At 63.7% G+C, this 23,902-nt stretch carries 24 protein-coding genes; 9 read left to right on the top strand and 15 right to left on the bottom strand.

The genetic code is table 11. From position 1 onward, the window contains the following. The 8 genes from bchZ (at nt 1) to G404_RS0107290 (ending at nt 6,910) form a co-directional block, all read left to right on the top strand. Nucleotides 1–1,446 carry a chlorophyllide a reductase subunit Z gene (bchZ, locus tag G404_RS0107325; RefSeq protein WP_028640506.1) on the top strand — a complete coding sequence of 482 codons (1,446 nt, stop codon included), beginning with the start codon at nt 1–3 and terminating at the stop codon, nt 1,444–1,446. A 136-nt stretch (nt 1,447–1,582) separates the two neighbouring features. Continuing rightward, on the top strand, nt 1,583–1,738 hold the full coding sequence (gene pufB / locus G404_RS20050) for a light-harvesting antenna LH1, beta subunit (RefSeq protein ID WP_084601128.1): 156 nt from the start codon (nt 1,583–1,585) through the stop codon (nt 1,736–1,738). Between the two features lie 61 nt (nt 1,739–1,799). Continuing rightward, nucleotides 1,800–1,979 carry a light-harvesting antenna LH1, alpha subunit gene (gene pufA / locus G404_RS0107315; protein WP_028640505.1) on the top strand — a complete coding sequence of 60 codons (180 nt, stop codon included), beginning with the start codon at nt 1,800–1,802 and terminating at the stop codon, nt 1,977–1,979. Nucleotides 1,980–2,131: 152 nt separating this feature from the next. Then, complete coding sequence (gene pufL / locus G404_RS0107310; RefSeq protein ID WP_028640504.1) at nt 2,132–2,956, top strand: photosynthetic reaction center subunit L; 825 nt, start codon at nt 2,132–2,134, stop codon at nt 2,954–2,956. A gap of 15 nt (nt 2,957–2,971) precedes the next feature. Then, nucleotides 2,972–3,946 carry a photosynthetic reaction center subunit M gene (gene pufM / locus G404_RS0107305; protein ID WP_028640503.1) on the top strand — a complete coding sequence of 325 codons (975 nt, stop codon included), beginning with the start codon at nt 2,972–2,974 and terminating at the stop codon, nt 3,944–3,946. Then, the gene (gene pufC / locus G404_RS0107300; protein ID WP_028640502.1) at nt 3,943–5,058 is read left to right on the top strand and encodes a photosynthetic reaction center cytochrome PufC; all 1,116 of its coding nucleotides are present in this window, start codon (nt 3,943–3,945) and stop codon (nt 5,056–5,058) included. The genes pufM and pufC overlap by 4 nt, the downstream gene beginning before the upstream one ends. A 61-nt stretch (nt 5,059–5,119) precedes the next feature. Continuing rightward, nucleotides 5,120–6,373 (top strand): DUF3422 domain-containing protein, encoded by a 1,254-nt coding sequence (locus tag G404_RS0107295; RefSeq protein ID WP_028640501.1) that lies wholly within the window; start codon nt 5,120–5,122, stop codon nt 6,371–6,373. A gap of 27 nt (nt 6,374–6,400) precedes the next feature. Then, the gene (locus tag G404_RS0107290) at nt 6,401–6,910 is read left to right on the top strand and encodes a YqhG/Tai3 family protein (protein WP_028640500.1); all 510 of its coding nucleotides are present in this window, start codon (nt 6,401–6,403) and stop codon (nt 6,908–6,910) included. A gap of 4 nt (nt 6,911–6,914) precedes the next feature. On the opposite strand, the gene G404_RS18410 is transcribed toward G404_RS0107290, so the two are convergent. Genes G404_RS18410 through bchF form a run of 15 tightly spaced genes read right to left on the bottom strand, consistent with a single transcriptional unit; the run spans nt 6,915 to nt 22,763 of the window. After that, nucleotides 6,915–7,352, bottom strand: coding sequence for a DUF5990 family protein (locus G404_RS18410; RefSeq protein ID WP_156906226.1), 438 nt, complete (start codon nt 7,350–7,352; stop codon nt 6,915–6,917). Between the two features lie 40 nt (nt 7,353–7,392). Continuing rightward, entirely contained in the window at nt 7,393–8,613 is a 1,221-nt protein-coding gene (gene hemA, locus G404_RS0107280; protein WP_028640499.1) for a 5-aminolevulinate synthase, read from the bottom strand. Beyond that, complete coding sequence (gene puhE, locus G404_RS0107275) at nt 8,610–9,413, bottom strand: putative photosynthetic complex assembly protein PuhE (RefSeq protein WP_028640498.1); 804 nt, start codon at nt 9,411–9,413, stop codon at nt 8,610–8,612. Before puhE ends, hemA begins: the two co-directional genes overlap by 4 nt. After that, nucleotides 9,410–10,471 carry a magnesium-protoporphyrin IX monomethyl ester (oxidative) cyclase gene (gene acsF, locus G404_RS0107270; protein WP_028640497.1) on the bottom strand — a complete coding sequence of 354 codons (1,062 nt, stop codon included), beginning with the start codon at nt 10,469–10,471 and terminating at the stop codon, nt 9,410–9,412. Before acsF ends, puhE begins: the two co-directional genes overlap by 4 nt. A 5-nt stretch (nt 10,472–10,476) precedes the next feature. Continuing rightward, the gene (locus tag G404_RS0107265) at nt 10,477–10,773 is read right to left on the bottom strand and encodes a hypothetical protein (protein WP_028640496.1); all 297 of its coding nucleotides are present in this window, start codon (nt 10,771–10,773) and stop codon (nt 10,477–10,479) included. Beyond that, nucleotides 10,770–11,255 carry a photosynthetic complex assembly protein PuhC gene (gene puhC / locus G404_RS0107260; RefSeq protein ID WP_028640495.1) on the bottom strand — a complete coding sequence of 162 codons (486 nt, stop codon included), beginning with the start codon at nt 11,253–11,255 and terminating at the stop codon, nt 10,770–10,772. The genes G404_RS0107265 and puhC overlap by 4 nt, the downstream gene beginning before the upstream one ends. Beyond that, on the bottom strand, nt 11,252–11,890 hold the full coding sequence (gene puhB / locus G404_RS18405) for a photosynthetic complex putative assembly protein PuhB (RefSeq protein WP_051280347.1): 639 nt from the start codon (nt 11,888–11,890) through the stop codon (nt 11,252–11,254). Before puhB ends, puhC begins: the two co-directional genes overlap by 4 nt. After that, the gene (gene puhA / locus G404_RS0107250; protein WP_028640494.1) at nt 11,887–12,654 is read right to left on the bottom strand and encodes a photosynthetic reaction center subunit H; all 768 of its coding nucleotides are present in this window, start codon (nt 12,652–12,654) and stop codon (nt 11,887–11,889) included. Before puhA ends, puhB begins: the two co-directional genes overlap by 4 nt. A 13-nt stretch (nt 12,655–12,667) precedes the next feature. Next, nucleotides 12,668–14,167, bottom strand: coding sequence for a BCD family MFS transporter (locus G404_RS0107245; RefSeq protein WP_084601126.1), 1,500 nt, complete (start codon nt 14,165–14,167; stop codon nt 12,668–12,670). After that, complete coding sequence (gene bchM / locus G404_RS0107240; protein WP_028640492.1) at nt 14,164–14,850, bottom strand: magnesium protoporphyrin IX methyltransferase; 687 nt, start codon at nt 14,848–14,850, stop codon at nt 14,164–14,166. Before bchM ends, G404_RS0107245 begins: the two co-directional genes overlap by 4 nt. A gap of 1 nt (nt 14,851) precedes the next feature. After that, the gene (bchL, locus tag G404_RS0107235) at nt 14,852–15,757 is read right to left on the bottom strand and encodes a ferredoxin:protochlorophyllide reductase (ATP-dependent) iron-sulfur ATP-binding protein (protein ID WP_028640491.1); all 906 of its coding nucleotides are present in this window, start codon (nt 15,755–15,757) and stop codon (nt 14,852–14,854) included. Nucleotides 15,758–15,768: 11 nt separating this feature from the next. Continuing rightward, nucleotides 15,769–19,437 (bottom strand): magnesium chelatase subunit H, encoded by a 3,669-nt coding sequence (locus G404_RS0107230; protein ID WP_084601124.1) that lies wholly within the window; start codon nt 19,435–19,437, stop codon nt 15,769–15,771. Further along, nucleotides 19,427–20,971, bottom strand: coding sequence for a ferredoxin:protochlorophyllide reductase (ATP-dependent) subunit B (bchB, locus tag G404_RS0107225; protein ID WP_028640489.1), 1,545 nt, complete (start codon nt 20,969–20,971; stop codon nt 19,427–19,429). The genes G404_RS0107230 and bchB overlap by 11 nt, the downstream gene beginning before the upstream one ends. After that, complete coding sequence (locus G404_RS0107220; protein WP_028640488.1) at nt 20,971–22,248, bottom strand: ferredoxin:protochlorophyllide reductase (ATP-dependent) subunit N; 1,278 nt, start codon at nt 22,246–22,248, stop codon at nt 20,971–20,973. The genes bchB and G404_RS0107220 overlap by 1 nt, the downstream gene beginning before the upstream one ends. Next, nucleotides 22,245–22,763 (bottom strand): 2-vinyl bacteriochlorophyllide hydratase, encoded by a 519-nt coding sequence (gene bchF / locus G404_RS0107215; RefSeq protein WP_028640487.1) that lies wholly within the window; start codon nt 22,761–22,763, stop codon nt 22,245–22,247. The genes G404_RS0107220 and bchF overlap by 4 nt, the downstream gene beginning before the upstream one ends. Before the next feature lie 310 nt (nt 22,764–23,073). On the opposite strand from bchF, the gene G404_RS0107210 reads away from it, so the two are divergent. Then, nucleotides 23,074–23,892, top strand: coding sequence for a cobalamin B12-binding domain-containing protein (locus G404_RS0107210; protein WP_245584434.1), 819 nt, complete (start codon nt 23,074–23,076; stop codon nt 23,890–23,892). Nucleotides 23,893–23,902 lie beyond the last annotated feature (10 nt).

Genomic DNA, 23,902 nt, shown 5'->3' with positions numbered 1-23,902 from the left:
ATGGCGCTGATCCTCGATCATGACCGGGCCGGCGGATATTGGGGTGCGGTCTATGCGTTCACCGCGATCAAGGGCCTGCAGGTGATCATCGACGGGCCGGTGGGGTGCGAAAACCTGCCGGTGACCTCGGTGCTGCATTACACCGACGGGCTGCCCCCGCACGAATTGCCGATTGTCGTCACCGGGCTGGGCGAACAGGAACTGGGCCGCGACGGCACCGAAGGCGCCATGAAGCGCGCATGGAAGACGCTTGATCCCGATCTGCCCGCCGTGGTCGTGACCGGATCGATCGCCGAGATGATCGGCGGCGGGGTGACACCGGAAGGCACCAATATTCAACGGTTCCTGCCGCGGACCATCGACGAAGACCAGTGGCAGGCCGCCGATCGCGCGCTGACCTGGCTGTGGACCCAGTTCGGGCCCAAAAAGGCGCCGCCAGCGCGCGCGCCAAAGCCGGGCGAAAAGCCGAAGGTCAACATTATCGGGCCCATGTACGGCACGTTCAACATGCCAAGCGACCTGGCGGAAATCCGCCGCCTGATCGAAGGGATCGGCGCCGAGGTCAACATGGCCTTTCCACTGGGCAGCCACCTCGCCCAGGTGCGGCGGCTCGCCGATGCGCAGGTCAATGTTTGCCTGTATCGCGAATTCGGTCGGGGCCTGTGCGAAACATTGGAACGGCCATATCTGCAGGCACCGATCGGGCTGGAATCGACCACGCGTTTCCTGCGCACGCTGGGCGAATTGACCGGGCTGGACCCCGAGCCGTTCATCGAACGCGAAAAGCACACCACGATCAAACCGCTGTGGGATCTGTGGCGTTCGGTCACGCAGGATTTCTTCGGCACCGCCAGCTTCGGCATTGTTGCGACCGAAACCTATGCGCGCGGCATCCGCAAATTCCTTGAAGACGACATGGGCCTGCCCTGCAATTTCGCGGTGGCACGTTGCGCGGGGACAAAGTCGGACAACCAGGCGGTCAAGGACCTGATCGCAACCAGTCCGCCGCTGGTTCTGTTCGGCAGCTTCAACGAACGCATGTACATGGCCGAGGCCGGCGGACGCGGGGTCTATATCCCCGCCAGTTTCCCCGGTGCTGTGATCCGCCGCCACACCGGCACGCCGTTCATGGGCTATTCGGGCGCGACGTATCTTGTGCAGGAGGTGTGCAACGCGCTGTTCGATGCGCTGTTCCACATCCTGCCGCTGGCGGGCCAGCTCGACAAGGTCGAAGCCACGCCTGCGCGAAACCTGCGCGAACTGTCATGGGATGCCGCGGCCAAATCCGATCTGGATGCGGTGGTCGAACGCGCGCCGGTGCTGGTGCGCATCTCGATGGCCAAACGCATCCGCGATGCCGCCGAACGCGCCGCGCGCCGCGCAGGCGAAGACGTGGTCAGTTCCGAGCGCCTGGCGCTCGCCATTCATGAAAGCCGCGACGCATGAGCGCGGCCCGCCTTTCCCGCACCGGTTTTGCCGGCACGCGGGTGCACCGATCCTTGCGGGCAGCCTGCCCGCGTGGATGCCGCCGGGGTGAGCGTTTCACGCTTCCGCCATCGTCGGGAACAATGGAGACGCAAAGATGAGTGATCCAAACGAAAGGATGGGGCCGGGAACCTACCTGACTCCTGAAGAAGCCAAGGAATTTCACAAGCTGTTCGTGGTCAGTTTCCTGATCTTCACGGCGGTTGCGGCTGTTGCACACTTCCTCGTGTGGAACTGGCGCCCCTGGCTTTGACCTGCGCTACGCCGGGCTGATGTCCCGGATATCCAGGCAGTAATCGAGAAGGAGCCACATCATGTGGAGAGTTTGGTTGATATTCGACCCGCGTCGCACGCTGGTCGCCCTGTTTGTTTTCCTGTTCGTGCTGGCATTGCTGATTCACTTCATCCTGCTCAGCACCGATCGGTACAACTGGCTCGACGGTCCGCACAAGAAGGCGGTCGCGATGGCACCTGCTTCACCGGCAGGCACCTGACGCACAAAGGCGTGTCGCGCATACGCGCGATTTCGGGCGGACGGGTCCGGACGCCACGGCCGGGCTCGTCGCTCGATAACGTCCGAAAACAAGACTTCCCGGCTTCGGCCGGGACATAATCCCCGGTGCATGCCGGGAAGTGGAGAGAAACGATGGCGCTGCTGAGCTTTGAGCGAAAATATCGGGTGCGGGGGGGCACGCTGATCGGCGGCGACCTGTTCGACTTCTGGGTTGGCCCCTTCTATGTCGGTTTTTTCGGCGTCACGACGGCGATTTCCGCCCTGTTGGGTACCCTGCTCATTGTCTACGCCGCCTCGCTTGGGCCGACGTGGAACATCTGGCTCATCAGCATCGCCCCGCCCGACATCAGCTATGGCCTGGCGCTGGCCCCGCTGCGTGAAGGCGGCTTCTGGCAGGTCATCACGATCTGCGCGATCGTTGCCTTCGTGTCCTGGGCCCTGCGCGAGGTCGAGATCTGCCGCAAACTGGGCATCGGTTACCATGTGCCCTTTGCCTATGGCTTTGCAATCTTTGCCTATATCTCGCTGGAAGTGATCCGGCCATTCCTGCTTGGCGCCTGGGGCTTCGGGTTTCCCTATGGCATCTTCAGCCATCTCGATTGGGTGTCGAACACCGGGTACCAGTACCTGCATTTCCACTACAATCCGGCGCACATGATCGCGGTCAGCTTCTTCTTCGTCACCGGCGGGGCGCTTGCCTTCCATGGCGCGCTGGTGCTGTCGTCGGTCAATCCGGCGCCTGGCGAAGCGGTAAAATCGCCCGAATACGAAGACAGCTTTTTCCGCGACACGATCGGCTATTCCGTTGGCACGCTGGGCATTCACCGGCTTGGCCTGTTCTGCGCCCTGTCGGCGGGATTCTGGAGCGCGATCTGCATCATCATCTCGGGCCCGCTGTGGACACGCGGCTGGCCGGAATGGTGGTCGTGGTGGCTCAATCTGCCGATCTGGTCCTAAGGAGGGGCTCGTCCGATGGCACGTTATCAAAACATGTTCACCCAGGTGCAATTGCGCGGGCCGCTCGAAGCCGGCCCCCCCTTGCGCGACGCCACCTTCACCCGCACCGGCACAGGGTTCTACAACTACTGGCTGGGCAAATTCGGCAATGCGCAGATCGGGCCGGTCTATCTCGGCACCTTGGGCATGGCCTCGCTCATGTTTGCCTTTCTCGCCTTCGAGATCATCGGGCTGAACATGTTTGCCAGCGTGAACTGGAACCCGGTCCAGTTTGTCCGACAGTTGCCATGGCTCGCGCTTGAGCCACCAGGACCCGAATACGGCTTTTCGCTGTTCGTTCCGCTTGCCAAAGGTGGCTGGTGGATGTTTGCCGGGTTCTGCATGACCACGTCGCTGATTCTGTGGTTCCTGCGCACATATCGCCGGGCGCGGTCGCTGGGCATGGGCACGCATGTTGCCTGGGCCTTTGCGGCCGGCATCTTCCTGATCATCACGCTGGGCTTCATCCGCCCGATGCTGATGGGCAGCTGGGCCGAAGCAGTGCCGTTCGGCATCTTTCCCCACCTTGACTGGACCGCGGCGTTTTCGATCCGCTACGGCAATCTGTTCTACAATCCGTTCCACTGCCTTTCGATCGCGTTCCTCTATGGGTCGACCCTGCTGTTTGCGATGCACGGCGCGACAATCCTGGCGGTGGGCCGTTACGGTGGTGAACGCGAAATCGAGCAGATTACCGATCGCGGCACCGCGTCCGAACGCGCAGCGCTGTTCTGGCGCTGGACCATGGGCTTCAACGCCACGATGGAATCGATCCATCGCTGGGCCTGGTGGTTTGCCGTGCTGACCCCGCTGACCGGCGGAATCGGCATCCTGTTGACCGGTACGGTCGTCGACAACTGGTATCTCTGGGCGGTTACGCACCACTATGCGCCGGGTTATCCGAGCACCGGTGTCATCGATCCCGCCACCCTGCCGGGAGCACCGAAATGAAGCGTTTCACACAAAGAACCGCGCTCGTCGCGGTCGGGGGTCTGGGGCTGGCGTTGCTCGCCGGGTGCGAGATCGGCCCCAAGCAGTCCACCCAGACCGGCTATCGCGGCACCGGCGCCGACCAGATCGTCGACGTCAAGCACGCGGTCAAAACCGCAGCAATCCCGCCCGAGCCCTATCCCCTGCCACCCGACGGCGGGCAGAAAGCCGGCGAAGCCTATCAGAATGTCAAAGTTCTGAGCGGGGTCAGCACCGAACGGTTCAACCACCTGATGGCCGAAATCAGCCAGTGGGTGGCCCCGCCCGAACAAGGTTGCGCCTATTGCCACAACCCTGAAAACATGGCGTCGGACGAAAAATACACCAAAGTCGTCGCGCGGCGCATGATCCAGATGACGCAGCAGATCAATTCAACCTGGTCGCCCCACGTCCAGAAAGTCGGTGTCACCTGTTATACCTGCCATCGTGGCAACGGCGTGCCGCAGTACAAGTGGGCATTGCCGGCTGGCGCACCGCACCCCGGATCGATCCGCGGCGACCGCCACAACCAGAACGAACTGAGCGCGGATGCGGCCTATTCGGATCTGCCAACGACCGGATTTGCCGATTACCTGCTCGATGCAAAGACCATCCGCGTCAACACCACCCAGGCCCTGCCGAAATACGATGGCAAGGGCGCCTCGGTGCAGACGGCCGAGGAAAGCTATGGCCTGATGATGCACATGAGCAAGTCGCTGGGGGTCAATTGCACATTCTGTCATAACACCCGGGCCTTTGCCGCGTGGAACCTCAGCCGTCCGCAACGCGTGACCGCGTGGTATGGCATCCGCATGGTGCGCGATGTCAACAACGCCTACATCGGTTCGCTGCAATCGGTGTTCCCCGATAACCATGACCGCAAGGGGCCACATGGCGATCCCTACAAGGTCAATTGCATGACCTGCCACCAGGGTCAGAACCTGCCGCTGGGGGGTGTCAGCCTGATGGCGCAGGCCCCTGCGCTGTGGGGCTCGGTTGCGGCTTATACCAAGGGCGCTGCGGCGCCTGCGGCTGCGCCCGGCCCTGTCCCCGTGGCGCTGAACGCCATGCCTGCCACCGCGGCAAAGCCATGACCGGTGCCCGCGCCGCCGTGATCGGCGACGCGGGCCACCGCCACCTGCCAGCGATCCGCGCATGACGATCCAGGATCATCCGCTACGCGGCGCGCTGTCGGCGGAAATGCATGTCCGCCGGTTGCCGCGCATGACGGCGCCGTGTCGCCTGATGCAGGTTGTCACCGTGCTGGGCGAAACCAACACCGATGCCCCGCGCGCGCATATCGAGGCGCTGAAGCGGCTGGCCACGGTGATCGTGCCGCTGTCGGCCAAATATGCGGTGCTGCTGATCGACGGGATCACGCTGGTCTGGGAACGGCATACCGAATTTGCGACCTATACCCTGTTGCGCCCCGGCATGACGGCCGACCCCTTCGACCCGGCCGATTTCGATCCGGTGCGCGACCGGCTTTACGCCGCAATGCCGGGTGAAATCATTCGCTCGACCCAGATCGCGCTGGTGGCCGGGCCTGAATGGGAACCGGCGGTGCTTGACCTGCCACGCTGGTTTGCCGCCGAGGCGACGGTCGTGTGCGATGTGGCGGGGGGCCTGGCGCGGATCGCATCCGATTTCCGGCTGAATACGGACGGCTATGGCCGCATTCTGATCCATGACCGCGGGTTGCAGCATGACGAGGCCGGGCAACTTGTGCTGCGTCTGCAGGAATTGGGCAATTATCGCAACATGGCGCTGCTCGGCCTGCCGCTGGCGCAGCGATTGACCCCGATGGTCAGCCAGCTTGAAGCGCGCCTGGCCGAATTGACCCATGCGGTGTCGGAACGATCGTCTCAGGATGATTTTCTGCTCGATGAACTGAGCTTTCTGTCCGCAGAACTCGCCCGGCTGGTGGCCGAAACCCGCTATCGCATGAGCGCGACGCGCGCCTATGCACAGATCAGCGAAGACCGGCTGGGCAGCCTGACCATCGGGGTGGTGCGCGGGTACCAGTCATTGGATGATTTTACCGAGCGGCGGCTGGTGCCGGCGGTGCGCACGTGCGACAGCTTTTCCGCGCGGCTTGACGATCTGTCGCGGCGCGCGGCGTGGACCAGCGATCTGTTGCGCACCAGGATCGATATTGCGCTGGCACGGCAAAACCGCGACCTGCTGTCATCGATGGACCGCCGCACCGATCTGCAGCTACGCCTGCAACAGACGGTCGAAGGACTGTCGGTGGTGGCAATCAGCTATTACCTGGTCGCACTGGTCGGTCATGTGCTGGGCGTGGTGACGATCGTTTCGCACGATGTCGCCATGGCCATCGCGGTGCCTGTCGTGCTGGTGCTGGTTACGCTCGGGCTTTACCGGATGAAGCATCACGTGCTGAAATAGGGCCGACATTCCGGTGGAGTGACATGGATGATCGAAGGTTCGAGCCGCATCGCCGTCCGGGCAATGATGATTGCCATGACTGCCCTGGCTGTTCCGCAACCGTTGCACGCCATGATCCATGCCGCTCCGCTGTCTGCCGATGGTGTCCTGCACAAGCACTTTGCCGAAGCCGCCGGCGTTTCGCAGCAAGGCGATTTTGACGCGACTTTCCTGAGGCTGGATCACGACAACCAGCGGCTGTTTGATGGTCTCGATGTCCTTGACTACGACCCGGTCTGCCAATGTCAGGACGCCGGGGGAACGTATCAGGTCAGCGGCAGGTCCGACGCTGCGGGCCGCTATATCGCCACCGTCCGCAGGACGGGCGAGCCTCGAAGCTGGCAGGTGATCATGCGCAAAGTGGGCGGCGCATGGAAATTCTACGACGTGATCGAGGCGCGCGGCAGTATCCGCGCCTTGCTGGCACGACACAATGCCTGCGCCCGGGCCAGGCGCGCCAGCGGGCAAAGCGTGGACCGCTGTGCAGCGCTGAAATAGCGCGTCAGACCCAGTCGACCGGCCGGGTTCCGCCTACATTTGCACCCGTCGTGGTCGCACGCTGCCGGTCAATCACCAATGTGGCGGCGATCGGGCGCCCCCCCGCCAAAGCCTGTTCGACCAATGCCGCAGTGATCGAACCCAGCGGCAGCTTGAAACGCTGCGCATAGGCGCCATTGGCATTGCGCCAGCTGAGATAGACAAACCGCGCCCCGCGCGGCCCATGCGCGAAGGGACCTGCAAAATCGGGCAGACCATCGGTGCCGGTCCGCACCGTCATCGGAAATTCAAAGCCAAAGCCACCGTCGTCCAGGCGCGTGGGGGCAACCAGGCGATTGTCCTTGTCCTGCACTCCGAAACCGGCGGCAGAACCGGTCCAATGCACCGGAGGATCACCCCGATATACCAGGCGCAACGCAATCTGTGCAGGTGTCGGCATCATTGCGGCTGCCTGGCACATCGCGCGGCGATGTTCCAGCCCGTCAGGCCGCCTTGGCCTGCCGCGCCAGTTCGCACATCGACCAGATTTCGCTGAGCGAGCGGACCAGTTTGTCGATATCGCCATCGGTGTGCACCGGCGAAGGCGTCAGACGCAGACGTTCGGTGCCGACCGGCACAGTGGGATAATTGATCGGCTGGACATAGATGCCGTGGTGTTCGAGCAGCCAGTCGCTGATGCGTTTGCACTTGTGCGCGTCACCCACCATGATCGGGATGATGTGGCTGGGATTGTCGAGCGTGGGGATGCCCATGGCATCCAGCCGGCGGCGCACTTTGGCCACGCGATCGCGGTGCAGTTCGCGCTCGGCATTGCTTTCCTTCAGGTGGCGGATGCTGGCGGTGGCACCCGCGGCCAGCGCCGGCGGCAAAGCGGTCGTAAAGATGAACCCGCTGGCAAAGCTGCGCACGAAATCGCACAGCGCGGCCGAAGCGGCGATATAGCCGCCCATCACCCCGAACGCCTTGCCCAGCGTGCCCTCGATCACGGTCAGCCGGTCCATCAGGCCTTCGCGTTCGGCAACGCCGCCGCCGCGCGGTCCGTAAAGACCGACGCCGTGCACTTCATCAAGATACGACATCGCGCCATGCGCTTCGCACACGTCAAGAATTTCGGCGATCGGGGCAATGTCGCCATCCATCGAATAGACGCTTTCGAACGCCACCAGCTTCGGCCGCGACGGATCGATTTGCGACAGGCGCCGATCGAGATCTTCGGGCGAATTGTGCGCGAATTTCTGCACTTCGGCGCGGCTGTGGCGGATACCCTCGATCATCGACGCATGGTTCAGCGCATCGGACAGGATGACACAACCCGGCAGACGTGCGCCCAGCGTGCCCAGTGCCGCCCAGTTCGAGACATAGCCCGAAGTGAACAGCAGCGCCGCCTCTTTGCCGTGCAGATCGGCCAGTTCCGCCTCAAGCAGCACGTGGCTGTGCGTCGTGCCCGAAATGTTGCGCGTGCCGCCCGCGCCCGCGCCGCAGCGATCGAGCGTTTCGTGCATCGCACTCAGCACTTTGGGATGCTGGCCCATGCCGAGGTAATCGTTCGAACACCACACTGTAACGGGCCGGGTGCCGTCTTCGACAAATTGCTGCGCGGCGGGAAAGGCACCGGCCTTGCGCTCAAGCTCGGCAAAGATGCGATAGCGACCATCGCCCTTGAGTTGCGCCAGCTCTGCTTCGAAAAATGCCTCGTAATTCATTTAATCTTCCCCGCTTGTTCGAAGAGGACGGCGGCTTTTGCCGTTCTGGTTGAAGATGAAGACGCCCATTGAAACAGTTTGGCATCGCGCAGCGGCAACACCAGAAAAAAGTGCTCGATCACGCCTAAGGCCGCCAGCCCGGCCAGCAGCACACCGCAGGCCCAGGCACCGCTGCCCGCAGGCGCCGCCTGCCCCGCGACCCAGGCCCAGGCGGTCAGACCGCTGCTGAACACGATCGAAAAAGGAAACAGCGCATTGCAGCGGCGCTTGCGAAAATAGCTTTTGAGATAGGCCAGGTGTGCGGGAAACACCTCGTCGCTCAGGTTCGGCACGCCCAGGTACAAGTTGAACTTGGCCGACAGCCGCAGCACGAACAACAGCAAAAATGTCAGCGGTGCGGTCTGGTTGGGGCTGCCCCAGGTCACCGCAAACAGCACGATGGCAGTGGCCGCGATTGCCAGCTCATGATGGATCACGGTTGCAGTGGCCGCGCTGAACCGCGTCCAGCCCGTAGCACCTTCGGGGCAGTCGCCGCGGTTTGGCCCTGCGACAATGCCCATCAGAAAGCTCATCTCGTGCCAGCCCCAGATCACGATCGCCGCGGCAAATGCCGTATAGGCCCCGCCCAGGCTGGCATCGCCGGCCCTGGCCCACACCAGCCCCGTCGCCGCCATCGCCAGCAATCCGACCATGGTCAGGCTGGTGGCGTATGTCGCGCGCGGCCGGCTGTCGAGCCAGACGATCGCCGCGGTGCCGATGAACCACATGAGGAACGCGAAGATGAGCGGGGGCAGGATCACCAGGCCGGCACCAGCCGTACGGTGGCAGGCGCGACATTGCGTTTGACCGGGGTGAAATAGAGCCCGGCAAAGGCAAGTCCGGCCGCAAGGGTCAATCCGGCACGCTTGACCCTGCCGATCACGCCGCCCTGCTGTTTTGCCGCGTCGATCCGGCCGGCCAGGATCCGCATCCGTTCCAGCCCGGCGCGAAACCGCGGCCCATCGCTGTCGAGCACGACCGGAAACACCTGGCGGCTGATTTCCGAACAGATGTTGAAGACCTTGTGGTCGTATTCGGTCGGATCGATCCCCAGCGCCTGATGAAACGCTGGGCGATTGTGATCGCGCACGTACATCGTGGCATAGACCGACACGAGGAAAAACCGGATCCACAGCTTGTTGACACCGGTCAGCAGCCGGGGATCGGTGCGCAACAGGATCGCAAAGGCTTCACCATGGCGGAACTCGTCGTTGCACCACTGTTCAAACCAGTTGAAAATCGGGTGAAACCGCAGTTCGGGGTGGCGTGCCAGATGCCGGTAAATCGCGATGTAGCGCGCATAGCCAATTTTTTCAGACAGATAGACAGCGTAATAAATGAATTTCGGCCGGAAATAGGTGTATTTCTTGGCCTTGGTCAGGAACCCCAGATCGATGCCGATCCCGGCGTCCTTCAGCGTTTCGTTGATAAACCCGGCATGGCGGCTTTCATCGCGGCTGAGCAGGCGGAACAGTTGCTTGATATCGGGGTTGTTCACGCGCTTGGCGATTTCGGCATAGAGGATGCAGCCGGAAAATTCCGAGGTGAGCGAACTGACCAGAAAATCGACAAATTCCGACCGCAAAGGCTCGGGCAGGCTTTCGATCACACCGTCAAAGCCCTGCGTGCGCCTGAAATGCAGCTTGTTGGGATCGCCGACCATTTCGGCAATCAGCACATCCCATTCCTTGCGCACCGGCGAAACGTCGATACGGTCCATCGCAGCAAAATCCGTGGTGTAAAAACGCGGCGACAGGATCGTTTCCTTGCAGGCCGCTTCCATCAGTTCGCTGCTTGCCGCAGGCTTGATCCTGGTCATCGTGTTCATGACAGCTTCCCGTCGCTAAAACTTACTTCCCACAACTCGGCCATTTCGAAATGGCCGGCAAATTTGGTCCATAGCCGACCCAGCGTACTGGCGCGTTCCACCGTGGCCATGCGCTGTTCGACGCGCCGTTCGCCAAAGCCCAGGCTGATCGGTGCGCCGTGAACCTGTACCCGGTCGCCCGGGCCGATCGCCACTCCGCCGGCCAGTTCGACATGCGCGCACAGCTGCCTGTCGCTGTGTTCGACCTCGATCGTGCAGGCCGTGTTGAACCGGGTGCGGCGCAGCGCGCTCATGATACCGGCGCCTTGGGCAGGAGTGCCAGGAATGACGCGCGGTTGGTCGATCCAAACGCGGTCAGTTCGATCGACCGGCCCGTGGCGCTGTCGGTCAGTGACAATTCACCATCGCGCCACAGCGACAGGTTGAACGCGGGTCCATTGCCAATGCCGCGTGAACGCCGTTCGCGCGCCAGGCCACGCATCACCCCGCGAATGAACCCGGTCTTCTGCCCCGGCTCGATCACCGCCGCGGTGGCACGCTGGTCGACATCCTCGATCACCACCGCCCCGTCGGCGCGATCGGTAAAGCGCAGATTGCGCTGTTCCACCGGCACCATGTGCCCGGCATCGCGCATCGCCACGGGCGATGCGGCTGCGGGGATATGCGCCAACCGCACCGTTGCGGTGGCGGTCAGGGCGAACAGGACGAGCGCGCCTGCGGTGATCAGCGTGCCTTTGGGCAGCATGTCGGCGTGGCTATGGCTGTGTGCGGTCATGCTTCGGCAACCTCGGTGAATGCGCGGCCGCGCGGTGCGGACGTTTCGATCACGCCCAGACGGCCGTCGGGATTGGCGGCCAGACACGCGCGCGCCACCAGCGCCGCCACGCCTTGTGCATCGGGAATGGCGCGCAGCATCGGTTGGGGCGTGACGACCTTCCACGGCCGGGCATGCGGCCACAATGTGACTATGCCCAGTTTTGCCGGGCCCGCAATGGTCATCGGCACATCGCCGGTGCCAGCGGCATGCTGCGCCAGATCGACCGCACCGATCTTGGCCAGGGGCAGATTGACGCATTTGGGCACCGCAATGCCAAACCGCAGCACCACCCGGCGATTGGTCAGGGTATAGACCGTGGTACGCGCAGACAGCCAGGCCAGAACATGCAGCAGAACCACCGCGATCATGCCCAGCCCGAACGTCATGTCCACACCCAGATACCCGCTGTGCGAAGTCCATGCGGTGACCAGCGCCCATCCGGTCAGCGCCAGGAAATAGCCTGCGACCAGCCGGGTGGAAAAGGCGGTGCGCGCCAGCATGCGCCAATCGGGTGCACCCTGCCAGATGATCTGTTCGCCTGGCGGCAACAGCCCTGGCAGACCGCGGATCGGCTCGTTTTCATACTCGGTCACAGGATCGGCTCCTGACGGTCGGCACTGGCGTAGAGATAGCCACCCCCGAAATAGGCCTGAACGCGTTCTTCTTCGTACAGCGTGATCTGGCTCGGCGATTCGAGCCGGGGGACCCCGGCAAACTGCGCGGCGTTCAACGCATCGATCACCACCCGGCGGCGGCGCCGGTCAACTTTGGCCATCATGATCGGGGCCAGCAGCGGGCCGCCTTCTGCGCTCAGCTGGATATAGCGGACCAGACGGTCGGCCTTGTCGATCCACAGATCGCTGACATGACCGGCAACCGCGCCATCGGCCCCGACCACCGGCCAGCCCGACAGATCAGAGTCTTCGCGCGCGATGCCGAACCCGTCGGCAGTGGTCAGCGGCACGATGCGCGGATGGCCTTCCATGTCGAGATCGGGCCGTTTGGCGCGATTGACCCAGGCTGCCGGACCAATCCCGTCGACCAGCGGATTGCCGGTCGGTTCATACGGCGCACCGGCAAAACGGTCGGTGCGGCGCGCGGCTATATCCACCGGCTCGCGGCTCCAGGCCGGGGCCTTTACCGTGCCATGGCCAAACGGCAGGATAAAGGTCTTGGCCGCGGCGGTGTGCAGTGCGCCGCCAAACGTGTCGACCCGGCCGGTCACCTCGTCTTCGAGTGGATAGCCTTCGCGGCGGTCTTCGCGGCGCAGGTAAAACACCAGGGCGATGAAGAACAGGACGAACGCGTAAAACACAAGCAGCGCAACGTCGATCCCCGCAGTCAGATTGGGATGCATGACAATTCCCCTTTCAAATCGGAAACTCGCTCAGGCCGAAACGCGCGCCGGCTGGCACGGGTGTACGGCCCTTGCTGCGAACGAGCGGCCCAAGTGCAACAATCGTGGCAAACAACAGGACAATTTCGATGGAATAGACGAACACGTATCCGGTGGCGGGCCCGGCAAGCGTGGCACCCAGACGGCCGGTGGCCGCAGCGTGCCCGACCAGATCGCGCGCAAAGGCGCCGATCGCGATGGCAAGACCAGCACTGGTCGCCTGCACCGCGCCCCAGGCACCCAGCGCCAGCCCGGTACGCCCGTCGAGCGCCTCGGTATCCGAAATTTCCATCGCCGCGATCAGCGTGCCGACCGAAAACAGCCCCCCGCCCAGCCCGATGAAGGTCGCGCCGATTTCGAGCAGGGGCACCGAATGGAGCGGCCCTGCAAACAGCACCAGCAGGAATGCGCCGATCCCGCCCACGCCGCCAAACCCGGCCAGCCGATGCGGATCGCCGCCATCGCCCAGTCGCCGCGCCGCATAGGCAAAACCCGACAACATGCCCAGCGCCCACAATGCCGTCAGCGACGTGGTGACCCCGACCGACAGGCCCAGGATCTGCCCGCCATAGGGTTCGAGCAGCACATCCTGCATCGAAAATGCCGCCGCCCCCAGGCCCACGGCCACGAGCAGGCGCATGGTCCTGGGTCGCGCGATAAAGATTGCCCAGACTTCGCCGAACGAAGGCTGCACTTCGCGGGTCCGGTTGACAGACCGGTTGCGCGGTTCCTGCTTCCACAGCGCGACAAGGTTCAGGATCATGGTCAGCGCGGCCGCGCCTTGTACGATCTGCACCAGCTTGGTCGGGCTGAAATCGGCCAGCAGGCGTCCGATCACCAGTGCACTGATCATCGTGCCGATCAGCAGCATGACATACAGCAGTGCAACCACGCGGGGCCGTGCGTGGTCGGGTGCCAGATCGGTGGCCAGCGCGAGCCCGGCGGTCTGCGTGGTGTGCATCCCTGCCCCCACCAGCAAAAACGCCATGACCGCACCCAATTGGCCGAACACCGCCGGCCCTGTACCCCCGCCGGTCATCACCAGCAGGGCAAACGGCAGGATGGCCAGCCCGCCAAACTGCATCAGCGTGCCGAACCAGATATACGGGACACGTTTCCACCCCAGCAACGAGGCATGGTGGTCCGACTTGAACCCGATCAGCGTGCGCAGCGGCGCAAACAGCAGCGGCAGCGATACCATCACCGCCACCAGGCTGGCCGACATGCCCAGTTCGACAATCATCACCCGGTTAAGCGTCCCGGTCAGCAACACCGCAGCCATGCCCACCGAGACCTGAAACAGCGACAGCCGCAAGATGCGGCCCAGCGGCAGATCTTCGGTTGCGGCATCGGCAAAGGGCAGAAACTTTGTGCCCAACCGGTTCCAGAAGGCCCCGGTCCTGAGGCTTTGCAGCCGGCCGGCCGCGCCGGGTTCGGACGCAAGCGACGCCTTCAGGGCAATCAGATAGCTCATGCGATGATCACCTCCAACGCGTGGCTGGTGTAAAAGCTGGCTGAAATACGTGCGTTGCGGCCGATGCGCGCGCCGGGCATGGCATTGTGGATCAGCGCGCGCAGATGGTCATTGCGCACCGGCAGGATCGCCGGCGATTTGTCCGCGCGCGGAAACAGCCGCCCCAGCCCAAGCATCGCCATCAGCAGCGCGGTGCGCGGGGCAAACGTCAGGGCGATCGATCCGCGCGTGTTCTGCGCCAGGCGCGCGACCGCCCCGACGATGTCGGCAGGCTGATAATGGATCAGCGAATCCATCGCGACGACATGATCGAACCGGCCAAGCGTCGGATCCAGCATATCGCCCACGCGCCAGTCGATCTTCAACCCGGCAGGCGCCCGGTCCTGCGCGATCGCCACCAGACTGCCCGCCACATCGATTGCCACGACATCGGCGCCGCGTTGTGCCGCCTCCACCGCCAGCGCCCCGGTGCCGCACCCGGCATCAAGCAGGCGAACCCCGCGCATGTCGGCGGGCAACCAGCCCAGCAGCGTGTTGCGCATGTCGGTGCGCCCGGCGCGAACGGTGGCACGAATGCCGCTGACCGGCGCGTCAGAGGTCAACTGTTCCCAGGCCTTGGCCGCGGTGCGGTCAAAGTAGGTTTCAAGGTTCGTGCGGAACCGGTCGTAAGTCGCCGTGGTCATGTCATTCGAATCCCAGGAATTCAAAGATATCCCGGTCTTTCATCGACTTGGCATCAAGCGGTTCGCAGCCGGCCCACAGCTGCGCGGCCAGACGCTTGTATTCAAGGCACGCCGCATCGACTTCGGGGGTGGCATCCATCTCGAACAGCGTGCATTTTTTCAGCCGCGAACGGCGGATCGCATCCAGATCGGGAAAATGCGCCAGCCGCTTGAGCCCGGTCGCGGCATTGAACCGGTCGATCTCGTCGGTGGCGGCGGACCGGTTGGCAATCATGCCCGCCATGCGCACCGCATAGTTCTTCGATTTGGCCTGGATCGCCGCCATGATCCGGTTCATCGCAAAGATGCTGTCGAAATCGTTCGACGCCACCACCAGCGCGCTTTCGGCATGTTGCAGCGGCGCGGCAAATCCGCCGCACACGACATCGCCCAGCACATCGAAGATCACGACATCGGTTTCATCGAGCAGATGATGCTGCTTGAGCAGTTTCACCGTCTGCCCCACGACATAGCCGCCACAGCCGGTGCCGGCCGGCGGCCCGCCCGCCTCGACACACATCACCCCGTTGAATCCTTCGAACATGTAATCTTCGGGGCGCAATTCCTCGGCATGGAATTCGACCGTTTCCAGCACGTCGATCACTGTCGGCATCAGTTTCTTGGTAAGCGTAAAGGTGCTGTCATGCTTGGGGTCGCAGCCGATCTGCAGCACCCGCTTACCCAGCAGCGAAAACGCCGCCGACAGGTTGGAACTGGTGGTCGACTTGCCGATGCCGCCTTTGCCATAGACGGCAAAGACTTTGGCGGTGCCGATCATGTCGGCAGGATCAAGCTTGACCTGGACGCTGCCTTCCCCGTCAAGGCCGATCGTGTCGCGGTGGCGTGCGGGGGGATCGAAAAGAGCCATCGTCTGTTCCTTTATGCCGCCACCGCAACGACACCCTCGAGGCGATCCTCGAGTTCGTCGCTGGCGGCATGGAGTGCGGCGAGTGTCGCTGCGTCGGGTTGCCAGTAATTGCGTTCGCTGGCCTCGATCAGCCGGTTGGCAACGCGCGCCGCCGCCCGGGGATTGAGCGCTGCGATGCGTTCGCGCATGGCGGCGTCGAGCACATATGTCTCGCCGATGCGCTGATAGACCCAGGGGTCGACTTCGCCGGTGGTGGCAGACCAGCCCATGGTGGTGGTTACACTGCCTTCGATCTGGCGCACGCCTTCGTAGCCGTGGCGCAGCAGGCCTTCGGTCCACACCGGATTGAGAATGCGCGTACGGGTTTCGAGCGCGACCTGTTCCTGCAGCGAACGGACTTTACCCGACCCTTGCGTCTGATCGCCGATATAGACCGGCGCGGTCTGTCCGCCCTTGGCGCGGGTGACGGCGCGGCTGATCCCGCCCAGCGCATCGACATACTGGTCGATCGTGGTGACCCCCAGTTCAACGCTTTCGAGGTTCTGATAAGCGCAATCGACCGTCCTGAGCGCCGCGGCCAGCACCGCCGCCTGCCGCACGGGGGCACCTTTGACCCCATAGGCAAAGCCCTTTTGACGTTCGAAGCTGTCGGCCAGTTCGTCGGGATCGGACCAGCCGCCATTGTCGATCATCAGATTGACATTGGCGCCATAGGCCCCTTCGGCGTTGGAAAAGACGCGCAGCGCCGCGATATCCAGAGTGCAACCCTGCTCGGCGGCATGCGCCAGCGCGTGGCGGCGGATAAAATTCATCTCCACCGGTTCATCGGCCTGCGCGGCAAGCAGCGCGGCCTCTGCCATCATGCGCGTTTGCAGCGGCAGCAGATCGCGAAACACCCCGGACAGCGTAACCACGACGTCGATGCGCGGGCGGCCGAGTTCTTCCAGACCGATCAGTTCGGCACCGGCCAGGCGGTTGTAGCTGTCAAACCGCGGCCGCGCGCCGATCAGCGCCAGGACTTGCGCGATCTGCGCGCCTTCGCTTTTCAGGTTGTCGGTGCCCCACAACACCATGGCAACGGTTTCGGGGATATGGCCGGCATCTGCCATGCTGCGATCGATCAGCCGCTGTGCCTGCGCCGCGCCATCCCTGACCGCATAGGCCGATGGCAGGCGGAACGGATCGAACCCGTGGATGTTGCGTCCGGTGGGCAGGATTTCGGGCGTGCGCAGCAGATCGCCGCCGCTGACCGGGGCGATGAATTGCGCATTGAGCGCGCGGACCAGCCCGTCGATTTCGCCATTCGACGACAGCGCGGTGTCAAGCGCCGCCATGTCTTTGAGCAACGGCGTGTCGAGCCGCGCCGATCCGTTGACGATGGCTTCGATCGTGTCGCGCGACAGCGTTTCGCCGCGCGCGCTGGCCGAGGCGGCAATCATGTCGATGCGTTCTTCGCGGGTTGCCGCAGCGCCTGCCACATGCAGCCCTTGGGGGATCAATTCGCGTTCGATTTCATAAAGCCGCGCGGCCAGCGCCGGGATATCGCGGCCATCGAGATCGAGTGCGCCGGCCTGGTCGTTGATCAGTTCGGCCAGATCCGCCAGTTCGTCGCTGCCCGGATCGGCCTGCCGCCACCGTTCGACAGTGGCCTTGAGATCGGCCAGCCCTTTGTAAACGCCCGAATTGGTCAGCGCCGGCGTCAGATAGCTGACCAGCGTGGCGCCCGAACGCCGCTTGGCCAGCACGCCTTCGGACGGATTGTTGGCGGCATAGAGATAGATATTGGGCAGATCGCCGATCAACCGGTCGGGCCAGCATTCGGCCGTCAGACCGGTCTGTTTGCCGGGCATGAATTCCAGGCTGCCGTGGGTGCCGAAATGCAGCACGGCATGCGCACGGAAATCCTCTTTCAGCCAGCGATAGAACGCGGCGAAAGCATGCGTAGGCGCAAAGCGGCCCTCGAACAGCAGGCGCATCGGATCGCCTTCGTAGCCAAGCGCGGGCTGGATGCCGACGAACACATTGCCGAACTGTGCGCCCAGGATCTGCACCGCTGTGCCGTCCGATTGCAGCTTGCCCGGCGCAGGACCCCACGAAGCCTCGATCTCTTTCAGCCAGGTTTCGCCGCGCACGATGGTATCGGCGCTGACCCGCGCATGGACATTGCCTTCGGTGCCATAACGCGCCGAATTGCCGATCAGGATGCGTTCGCGCACGGTATCGGCCGATGGCGGCACTTCGACGGTGTAACCTTCGCGGGCAAGCCGGGCGAGCGTGGCGTGCAGCGATTCGAACACCGCCAGAAACTGTGCGGTGCCCGCAGCACCCGCGCCCGGCGGAAAATTGAACAGCACCACGGCAATGCGCTTGTCGGCATTGGCCGCGCGGCGCAGCGCCACGATCCGGACCACGCGCGCGGCCAGCATGTCGGCGCGTTCGGAACACGACTGCATCGCGCGGACCTGACCCGATGCCGCAAACGTGCAGGCGCGCACACACCCGGTGCAGGGTGTATCGCTGCCATCCGAACGGCCGCCGAACACCATCGGCACGGTGCCGCCGTCGAGTTCGGGAATGGCGATCATGATCGTCGATTCGAGCGGCAGCAGCCCCTGGCGATTTGCGCCCCACGCCTGCAAGGTCTGGAATTCCACCGGATGCGCAGCGATATAGGGCCGGTCGAGGCGGGTCAGGATGGCTTCGGCAGCCGCGGTGTCGTTATAGGCCGGCCCGCCGACCAGGCTGAATCCGGTCAGATTGACCACTGCATCGACCGTGGCCACGCCATCCTTCATGAACAGCGCCTCGATCGCCGGGCGGCCGTCGAGGCCGCCGGCAAACGCCGGGATCACGTTCAGGCCCTGTGCCTCGAGCGCGGCGATCACACCGTCGTAATGCGCGGCATCCTTGGCCAGGATGTAGGACCGCAGCATCAGCAGGCCAACCGTTCCCACCGGCGCGCGACGGCGCGGCAATTCGGTAACCGTGCGCGCCATCCGCTGCGGCAGCGCAGGGTGATAGACACCGACTTCGGGATAATCACGGGGGCCTTGCGCCTTGATCGTGCCTCGCAACGACCGCCGTTCGCCATCGGCGTACCGGTCGACCAGCGCACCGATCATGTCGAACACATTGTCGTCCGATGCGGCCAGCCAGTATTGCATGGTCAGGAAATAGGCACGCACGTCCTGCGCCGTGCCGGGCACGAATTTCAGCAGTTTGGGCAGGCGGCGCAGCACCGCCATCTGTCCCTTGCCCGAACTGGCGCCCGCCTTGTTGGTACCGCGCATCTTCTTGATCAGCGACAACAGGCCGGTTGCCGGCTTGTCCATCCGGTATTCGCCCATGCGGGTCAGCTTGACGATGTCGGCCGCCGACATCAGCCCGATCATGGCATCGCACAGGTTCTGCCGCGCGGTCAGCTGCGGCAGCACGGCGCGGATGTGATCTTCAAGAAACAGCATGGTCATCAAGATGATGTCACCGCGCGCGATGTCGGCGCGTGCGGCTTCGAGTGCTGCGGGCTTTTCCTCCCAGTCGGCGGCGGCGTGAAATCCGATGGTCACGCCCGATCCGGCGCGGGTGAAGTGGTCCTGCGCGCGCGTGACAGCGCCCGACAGATGGTTGTCGAGCGTGATGATGACCACGCGCACCGGGATGGCTGAGCTGCTAGCGGGCATAATGCGCCTTCGCATCGTAGAGCGTTTCGAGCGTTATGGCGGCTATGCCCAGCTCGGTGGCATAGCGCTCGGTGTTCCGCCGTGCTTTCCCACGCACGAAGAACGGGATTTTCAGCAATTCCTTCTCGGCCTCGGGCGACCAGCCGCCGGCTGCAACGCGTGCGTCTGCCACCGGTTCAAGCACCGGTCGGGCGGGCGTGTGCGCCGCCGTACCGTGCCCCAGGTGCGACGCACCCGCGCCATCGCTGAATTCGAAATCGTCGCGGAACATCGTCAGCAGATGTTCCTCCAGGCCCATCACCAGCGGGTGGACCCAGGTGTCGAACAGCACATTGGCGCCTTCGAACCCCATCTGCGGCGAATAGCGCGCGGGAAAATCCTGCACGTGGACCGGCGCAGAGATGACCGCGCAGGGTATGCGCAGCCGCTTGGCAATGTGGCGTTCCATTTGCGTGCCCAGCACCAGTTCGGGCTGCAGCGCCTGAATGGCATCTTCGACCGCCAGGTAATCGTCGGTGATCAGCGGTTCGACGCCGTAAAGTCTTGCCGCATCGCGCAAATCGCGGGCGAATTCGCGGTTGTAGCAGCCAAGGCCCACCACTTCGAAGCCCAGCTCGTCACGCGCCACGCGTGCCGCGGCAATGGCATGCGTGGCGTCGCCGAAAATGAACACGCGTTTGCCGGTCAGATAGGTCGAATCGACCGAGCGGCTCCACCACGGCAGGTTCGACGTATCGAGCACGGCGGCAGGATCGACGCCCGCCAGGCCCGCCACTTCGGCGATGAAATCACGCGTCGCGCCGTGGCCGATCGGCACGGTGCGCACGGTTTTCTGCCCGAACTGGCGTTCCAGCCAGCGACAGGTCGTATCGGCGATTTCGGGATAGAGGCAGATGTTGAAATCGGCCTCGCCCAGCCGCGCCAGATCGGCGGGGCTGGCCCCCAGCGGGGCGGTTACATTGACGGCAATGCCCAGGGTGTCGAGCAGCCTGGTGATTTCGATCACATCGTCGCGATGCCGGAACCCAAGCGCGGTCGGCCCCAGCAGATTGACGCGGGGCCGGGCGGTGTCCGTGCGCGGTGCCGCCGTGGCACCGGCGCACATCGTACGCACCAGGTGGTAGAAGGTTTCGGCCGCGCCCCAGTTCTCTTTGCGCTGGTAGCTGGGCAATTCGAGCGCGACCACCGGGCATGGCAGCCCCATCGCCTCGACCAGCCCGGCGGGATCGTCCTGGATCAGCTCGGCCGTGCACGATGCGCCGACCAGCATGGCCTGCGGCTGGAACCGGTTGAAGGCATCGCGTGCCGCCGTTTGGAACAGCTCTGCGGTGTCCTTGCCCAGATCGCGCGCCTGGAACGTGGTGTAGGTAACCGGCGGACGCTTGGCGCGGCGTTCGATCATCGTGAACAGCAGGTCGGCATAGGTATCGCCCTGCGGTGCGTGGAGGACATAGTGAACGCCCTGCATGGCGGTTGCGATCCGCATCGCGCCAACGTGAGGGGGACCCTCGTATGTCCAGACCGTCAGCTGCATCAGACCCTCAAGACGTCGCGGCGCCGCAACGGGCGGGTGAACAGTTCGGCAAGGTCGCCTGCCTGGTCGAAACCGTGGATCGGCGAGAACACCAGTTCGATCGCCCACTTGGTGGTCAGCCCTTCGGCCTCCAGCGGATTGGCCAGGCCCAGCCCGCACACCGTCAGATCGGGCCGGGCGGCGCGCACCCGATCAAGCTGCAGATCGACATCCTGGCCTTCGCTGATCAGCGTGCCGGCGGGCAGCAGAGCCAGTTCCTGCGCCAGGTGGCGACGGTGCAGATAGGGCGTGCCGACTTCGACCGGGACCATCCCGAGCTCGTTCGACAGGAACCGTGCCAGCGGCACTTCGAGCTGACTGTCGGGCAGAAAGGTCACCCGCTTGCCCGACAGCGTGGCACGGCGGTGCTCGATCGCGCGCTTGGCGCGTTCGCGGCCCGGCGCAATCACCCGGCGGAAATGCATTTCATCGATGCCAAACGCCTTGGCGGCAGCGTGAAGCCAGTTCGTCGTCCCTTCGGCGCCAAACGGGAACAGCGCATCCAACCGCGTCGCACCCCGATCTTCCAGCGCGCGCGCGGTTTCGCCAAGGAACGGCTGGGCCAGCAAGAACCGGGTGTTGGGCCCAACCGCCGGCATCGCATCGGCGCGGCGCGCGGGGAATGAATGCACATTGGCGATGCCAAGCTCGGCAAACAGGCGGGCGAACTGGTCTTCGACCACATCGGGCAAGGCGCCCACGATCATCAGCCCGGGTGCGGTGTCGTGATCGGCGCGCAATTCGGGCACCAGCGCGGCAAGGCAGGCATCCTCGCCCTCGGTAAAGGTCGTTTCGATGCCCGATCCCGAATAATTGAGGATCCTGGTCGCCCCGGCATGTTTGACCGACAGCCGCGATGCGGCGCGCGACAGGTCCAGCTTGATCACTTCGGACGGGCACGAACCGACCAGAAACAACAGCTTGATATCGGGCCGCCGCGCCAGCAGGCGATCAACCACGCGATCCAGTTCTTCGTTGCAATCGGCCATGCCGGCCAGATCGCGTTCCTCGATGATCGCGGTGCCGAAGCGCGGTTCGGCAAACACCATGACCCCTGCGGCCGATTGCAGCAGGTGCGCGCACGTGCGTGACCCGACCACCAGGAAAAAGGCATCCTGCACTTTGCGGTGCAGCCAGATGATCCCGGTCAATCCGCAGAACACTTCGCGCTGGCCGCGTTCGCGCAGCACCGGGGCCGAAACGCATCCGGGCAGACCGGCGGGCAGCGCCGGGGTCATGCGGCCATCGCCATCGAAACAGGCGCCGATTGCAGGCGCGCCGCACGCAGTTTGAGGATGAACTGCGTCGCGTTGATCACGTACGTGGCATAGGCGGCCAAAGCCAGCAGCATGCGCCCGCGTTCGGTGCCATAGCCGCCGATCAGCGCGGCGAGGTATGCCGTGTGCAGCGCCAGCACCAGCATGCTGAACACGTCTTCCCAGAAAAACGCCGGCACGAACAACCATTTGCCGAACACGACCTTTTCCCAGATCGAGCCGGTGATCATGATGGAATAAAGCGTGATGGTCTTGACGACGATCGACACGGTTGCCGCGGTCGCGCCCTGGCCGGTGTGCAGGTAACGCAGCACCAGCACCACGCTGACCAGGAACACAAGGAACTGCACCGGGGCAAGGATCCCCTGAACCAGCGTCCAGGCTGTCGAGTCGCGGCGAATACGTTCCTCAGGCGTGTAGAGTGACACTGCTGCGCCGCTCTTTTCCTTTGAGAAAGGTGGGTTGCTCGCCCGCATCGCCTCTCGCCTGCCCCTTTTGGTTGCAGGCAGAGAATTATCCCGTCACCGCAAAGTGTCAATCTAAATTGACGTCCATTTATTTTGACACTTGGGGGCCAGATCGGGACTATGGCTGTTGCCAGCAGGTGGCAACAAGCATACGCTGCGAGTCGCAGGTCCACAGTCGATGACCAGCAATCCAGACGAAATGTCGGTCAGGCGGGGAGAGCCGGGGATGGCATCGATGAACCGATACGATGAGATTACATCATCAGACGGTCGTTTTGCGATTGAACAACTGGTCAGATGCGGTCCGGCTGCCGAACCCTTGGGGCTGTCCGCGTTTCGTGCGCGGATCGACGCGGACTATGCGCGTTCGCTGACTGCGCTGATCGAAAGCCAGATCATCCCGCGGATGATGGTAGCCCATTCGGGTGCGACCACGTCGTGTACAGCTGTCATTGCCGACGATGTGATCGGCGCGGACGAAATTGCCGCGTTTGCCCCGCTGGTCATGCAGATCGAGGCCGACGAACTGTTTGCCGTGGTCGAAGCCATCCTGGCGCGCGGGGTGCCGATGGAATCGGTGCTGGTCGATCTGCTGGCGCCGACCGCGCGGATGCTGGGTGAATTCTGGGAAAACGACACGTGCGACTTCATGGACGTGACGATGGGCCTGTGGCGTCTGCAGGAAGTGGTTCACGAAATCACCGGCGGCATGACGACCGGGCAGACGTCTGCCGATGGCGGTCGACGTGCTCTGTTCTGCCCGGTTCCGGGTGATCAGCACAGCCTGGGCACGGTCATGATCGATGACATCTTCCGCCGCGATGGATGGATGACCGATCGGCTGTGCGACCCGCAAACCCCGGAATTGCTCAAGCGCGCGCAAGCCCAGTGGTTCGACATAATCGGGTTGACCGTCAGTTGTGACTGCCATATTGGCCCGCTGCGGGCGATCATTGCTGCACTGCGGAATATTTCGAAAAATCCGCATGTCGGCATCATGGTCGGGGGACGGGTTTTTAGCGCAAATCCGGAACTTGCTGTTCAGGTCGGTGCCGATGGCACCGCCGTGGATGCCAAATCTGCGCCGCGTGTTGCAGATCAACTTGTTCGTGAACGCGAGCGGGCTGTTGCGACGTAACGTTACCATT

It is taken from the genome of Novosphingobium acidiphilum DSM 19966, from assembly GCF_000429005.1.
Taxonomy (GTDB): Bacteria; Pseudomonadota; Alphaproteobacteria; order Sphingomonadales; family Sphingomonadaceae; genus Novosphingobium; species Novosphingobium acidiphilum.
This window is presented reverse-complemented; position numbering and strand designations above follow the sequence as displayed.

Coding starts and splice junctions, on each gene's coding strand:
- G404_RS18410 (WP_156906226.1), bottom strand. CDS start 7,352: ATGATGCCGACACCTGCACAGATTGCGTTGCGCCTGGTATATCGGGGT.
- G404_RS0107265 (WP_028640496.1), bottom strand. CDS start 10,773: ATGAGCGCGCTGCGCCGCACCCGGTTCAACACGGCCTGCACGATCGAG.
- pufL (WP_028640504.1), top strand. CDS start 2,132: ATGGCGCTGCTGAGCTTTGAGCGAAAATATCGGGTGCGGGGGGGCACG.
- bchZ (WP_028640506.1), top strand. CDS start 1: ATGGCGCTGATCCTCGATCATGACCGGGCCGGCGGATATTGGGGTGCG.
- bchB (WP_028640489.1), bottom strand. CDS start 20,971: ATGCAGCTGACGGTCTGGACATACGAGGGTCCCCCTCACGTTGGCGCG.
- G404_RS0107290 (WP_028640500.1), top strand. CDS start 6,401: ATGATCGAAGGTTCGAGCCGCATCGCCGTCCGGGCAATGATGATTGCC.
- puhC (WP_028640495.1), bottom strand. CDS start 11,255: ATGACCGCACACAGCCATAGCCACGCCGACATGCTGCCCAAAGGCACG.
- G404_RS0107220 (WP_028640488.1), bottom strand. CDS start 22,248: ATGACCCCGGCGCTGCCCGCCGGTCTGCCCGGATGCGTTTCGGCCCCG.
- bchL (WP_028640491.1), bottom strand. CDS start 15,757: ATGGCTCTTTTCGATCCCCCCGCACGCCACCGCGACACGATCGGCCTT.
- pufA (WP_028640505.1), top strand. CDS start 1,800: ATGTGGAGAGTTTGGTTGATATTCGACCCGCGTCGCACGCTGGTCGCC.
- G404_RS0107295 (WP_028640501.1), top strand. CDS start 5,120: ATGACGATCCAGGATCATCCGCTACGCGGCGCGCTGTCGGCGGAAATG.
- bchM (WP_028640492.1), bottom strand. CDS start 14,850: ATGACCACGGCGACTTACGACCGGTTCCGCACGAACCTTGAAACCTAC.
- bchF (WP_028640487.1), bottom strand. CDS start 22,763: ATGCGGGCGAGCAACCCACCTTTCTCAAAGGAAAAGAGCGGCGCAGCA.
- hemA (WP_028640499.1), bottom strand. CDS start 8,613: ATGAATTACGAGGCATTTTTCGAAGCAGAGCTGGCGCAACTCAAGGGC.
- G404_RS0107245 (WP_084601126.1), bottom strand. CDS start 14,167: ATGAGCTATCTGATTGCCCTGAAGGCGTCGCTTGCGTCCGAACCCGGC.
- pufC (WP_028640502.1), top strand. CDS start 3,943: ATGAAGCGTTTCACACAAAGAACCGCGCTCGTCGCGGTCGGGGGTCTG.
- G404_RS0107230 (WP_084601124.1), bottom strand. CDS start 19,437: ATGCCCGCTAGCAGCTCAGCCATCCCGGTGCGCGTGGTCATCATCACG.
- acsF (WP_028640497.1), bottom strand. CDS start 10,471: ATGACCAGGATCAAGCCTGCGGCAAGCAGCGAACTGATGGAAGCGGCC.
- pufB (WP_084601128.1), top strand. CDS start 1,583: ATGAGTGATCCAAACGAAAGGATGGGGCCGGGAACCTACCTGACTCCT.
- pufM (WP_028640503.1), top strand. CDS start 2,972: ATGGCACGTTATCAAAACATGTTCACCCAGGTGCAATTGCGCGGGCCG.
- puhA (WP_028640494.1), bottom strand. CDS start 12,654: ATGCATCCCAATCTGACTGCGGGGATCGACGTTGCGCTGCTTGTGTTT.